The organism is Mycobacterium sp. (genome assembly GCF_049802695.1).
GTDB lineage: Bacteria > Actinomycetota > Actinomycetes > Mycobacteriales > Mycobacteriaceae > Mycobacterium.
The window spans coordinates 1-3,534 of sequence record NZ_JBARMY010000031.1 but is presented as its reverse complement, the minus strand read 5'-3'; the positions used below and the strand labels follow the sequence as shown (position 1 = coordinate 3,534).

The 3,534-nt window shown below is 64.3% G+C and carries 3 protein-coding genes; 1 reads left to right on the top strand and 2 read right to left on the bottom strand.

The window, feature by feature from the left end; genetic code table 11:
- Nucleotides 1-89: 89 nt before the first annotated feature.
- On the bottom strand, nt 90-1,046 hold the full coding sequence (locus WA317_RS01150) for a TIGR03557 family F420-dependent LLM class oxidoreductase (protein WP_425171283.1): 957 nt from the start codon (nt 1,044-1,046) through the stop codon (nt 90-92).
- 80 nt (nt 1,047-1,126) lie between these two features.
- Here WA317_RS01150 and WA317_RS01145 point away from each other — a divergent pair, with 80 nt between their 5' ends.
- The gene (locus tag WA317_RS01145; protein ID WP_425171282.1) at nt 1,127-2,938 is read left to right on the top strand and encodes a glycoside hydrolase family 15 protein; all 1,812 of its coding nucleotides are present in this window, start codon (nt 1,127-1,129) and stop codon (nt 2,936-2,938) included.
- 77 nt (nt 2,939-3,015) lie between these two features.
- Here the strand turns inward: WA317_RS01145 and WA317_RS01140 are convergent.
- Nucleotides 3,016-3,534: protein adenylyltransferase SelO family protein (locus WA317_RS01140; RefSeq protein WP_425171281.1), on the bottom strand; the 519-nt coding region annotated here is incomplete at its 5' end.

Below are 3,534 nucleotides of genomic sequence, written 5' to 3'. Positions count from 1 at the left end.
AGCGTGCCACGTTGACGCGGAACAAGATTGTCGACGGTTTCGCAGCGCGACCCGATCCTGACCGCGAAAGAGGTAGCGTCGCTCGAAAACTACTGCCGCAGCTGTGGGAGCACGTCGCGTTCATAGGTCGAGAAGAAGCCCTCGATGTCAGGACCCACTTGCTGCACGTATACCTCGTCAATACCCGCGTCGAGGTACTTGCGGACGTTGGCGGCATGGGTGTCCGCGTCCGGTCCGCAGGCGACCGCCTCGGCGACTTGCTCCGGCTTTACCAGCGAACTCACTGCCTCGAAATCCTTCGGCCGAGGCAGGATTTGAGCCGACTGGCCCGGCAGCGCGTCGTTCGGCCACAGTCGGTGCGCCGCTTTGAGGGCCTTGTCCGTGTCGCGGTCCCAGCTGACTTTGGTGCCGGCCTGGACCGGCTTGTCGCCCCCACCGGCCTCGCGGAATGCCTTCACCAGATCTTCCTCCGGCGTCACGATGCAGAACCCGTCGCCGATTCGTCCCGCTAATTCCGCGCCCTGCGGACCGAAACCGGAAACGTAGATCGGCACGGGCTTGTCGGGAAGGGTGTAGATGCGCGCTTCCTGTACCTCGTAAAACTGGCCGTGGTGGCTAATCTCGTTGCCCTTGTGCAGCAGCCGGATCACGTCGACCGCCTCCTCGAGCATCTGCTGTCGCACCCCCACCGACGGCCACGGATCACCGAGGATGTGTTCGTTGAGCGCCTCGCCACTGCCCACACCCAGAACGAAACGCCCTTCTAGTTGCACCGCGGCCGTCGCGGCGGCCTGGGCGATGATCGCCGGATGGATACGGATCGTCGGGCACGTCACCGCAGTGGTGACCGGCAATGTCGTCACCTGTGACAACGCGCCGATGACTCCCCAGACAAATGGGCTCTGCCCCTGCTCGTCGTTCCAGGGGTGGAAGTGATCCGAAATCCAGAGCGCCTCGAACCCGGCGGCTTCCGCGCGTTTGGCTTGGTCGACCAATTCCGCGGGGGAGTATTGCTCGCAGGACAAGAAGTATCCGATTTTCGCCATGGCTCCCGGTTACCCGCTGGCGGATGAGTCATGCAGGCCGCACCGTGTTTATTGGCTGTGAATCGCGGGAACGTGATGGCGTGCCGGCCCCGGAGCTCGACCCGACGACCTCGACGCCTAGCGAATCGCGTTGCCGTGAAGACGGTTTCGTGGCATTGCGCAGCTACGCGCCGATCGGCGACGGACGAACGATTGCGTTGGTCGCTCAAGACGGCGCCATCGACTGGTTCCCGATACCTGATCTGGACTCGGTGCCGGTATTCGCTGCTGTGGTGGATTCGTCAAACGGGGGCCGACTCGAGTTGGCGCCCTCGATTCCGTTCTCGTCGGGGCGGCGTTACCTGCCAGACACCAACGTCCTGGAAACCACGTTCAGCACCGAGTCCGGCCGCGTGCGGGTCATCGACGCGCTCAACCTCGGGCATAACGGACGGCTCCCCTGGACGGAGCTGGTGCGCCGGGTCGAGGGTGTGGACGGTGAGGTGCCGATGCGCTGGCGAGTCGCGCCGGGCACCTGCTTCAACACAGCGTCACCGTGGGCGCGGCGTACACCGCACGGTGTTGTCCTGCGCATCAATAACCTCAACATCGGCGTGTGTACTTCTGACGACATGGAGGTGGAAGTCTCCGACCAGGCTCTGTTCGGCTCATTCACAGTCAGCGCCCAAACACGCCGGGTGATCGGGTTGGTGGCGACCGACGCGGAGCCACTGATGTTGTCACCGGTAGGCGATATCGACCGCAGCCTGGACGGCACCATCGAACACTGGTCAAACTGGTCCGCTCAATTCGAATGTGACGACTCCTGGAACGACGCGGTGCGCCGCAGTGTGCTGATCCTCAAGCAGCTCATCTTCAGCCCGACCGGCGCCGTCGCAGCGGCGGCTACCACGTCGCTGCCGGAAAGATCTTCCGGAGACAAGAATTGGGACTACCGATATGCCTGGGTCCGCGACACCGCCTACACGCTGGACGTGTTGCGCCGGTTAGGTATTCGAGAAGAGACACACGCCGCCATCAGCTGGCTGCTGCGCACGGTTCGCCGCCACGGCGCCGGCACCGGGGTCTTCTATCGACTGGACGGCTCGCCCATCGATCCCGTTGTCGAGCGGGAGGCGTCCGGCTGGCGAGGAATCGGCCCGGTGGTGACCGGCAACCGCGCCCAAGGCCAGTTGCAGCTCAGTATCTATGCGGACCTTTTCAGCACCGTGCGGTTGTACGTCGAAGCCGGTCACGCATTGGACACCGACACCGGCCATCTGCTAATCGATTTCGCCGATCAAGCATGTGACGCCTGGCGCACCCGGGACGCCGGGATGTGGGAGCTGGAGCAGATCGAGCACTACACCACTTCCAAGCTCGGCTGCTGGCATGCCTTGCGGTGCGCGGTCAAGCTTGCCGAGCTCGGCCAGATTCCCGGTGATCCGGACCGCTGGGCCGGTGAAGCGGAGCGCATCCGCGAATGGGTGGAGCGCGAATGCTGGTCTGAGGACCTGGGCGGCTACGAATGGTATCCGGGCAGCCGGAAGCTGGACGCCTCGATCCTGCTGCACGCCGGCAGCGGTTACGACCGCGGACCGCGAATGTCGTCGACGATCGACGCGCTGCGACGTGACCTGGGCCGTGGGCCGCTGTTGTACCGCTTCAGCGGGGCGCGGGAAGAACACGAGGGCACATTCGTCGCCTGCTCGTTTTGGGCGGTGTCGGCGCTTCATCACGTGGGACGTGACGCCGAAGCGCGAACGCTGATGGCAGAGTTGGTCGAACTGACCAACGACGTCGGTGTGCTGTCCGAGATGATCGATCCTCAAGATAATTCCTTCTGGGGCAATCTGCCGCAAGGACTCAGCCATCTGGCGTTGGTCGGCGCGGCGCTCGATCTGCAGTCCTGATGAAGTCGCGACAGCGTACACAGGAGTTTTCGGCGTCAACCGGCTCGAGTTTGTAAACGCGTGCGCTGCAGCAGATCTCAGGTCCCGCAGAAGGTGCGGTAGACGCCGAAATCCTCCGGCGCCGGGCCGGTGTAGTGCTCCAGGCCGGGCCGCTCGTCGTACGGGTCAGCCAGCACACGCAGCAGCTGCTCCAGCGGAGCCAAATCACCGGCCGTCGCCGCGGTCAGCGCCTCCTCGACCAGATGATTGCGAGGAATGTAAATCGGGTTGGTCCGGTCCATCGACTCGGCGTCCGGATTCAAGGCCTGCCAGCGCGAGAGCCAGCCGTCGAACCCGGCGAGGTCGACGAACAGTCCGCGCGCGGGTTCGGTCTCCCCGCGGGCCGCCTGTCCGAGGTGGCGGAAGAACGACGTGTAGTCAATGTGGTTCTGCTGCAACAGCGCAAGCAAATCGTCGGTCAACGGTGTGACGATGTCGGCGTCGGCGCCGGGGGACAAGCCGAGCTTGCCGCGCACCCCTGACGACCAGGCGAGTTCGTATCGGGGCCGGAACTGTTCGAAAGCCCGTTCTGCCAGAGCCACCGCCTCTTCGGTGTC

Excerpts from the sequence above, each read along its gene's own strand:
- WA317_RS01150 (WP_425171283.1), bottom strand. The coding sequence starts at position 1,046 with ATGGCGAAAATCGGATACTTCTTGTCCTGCGAGCAATACTCCCCCGCG.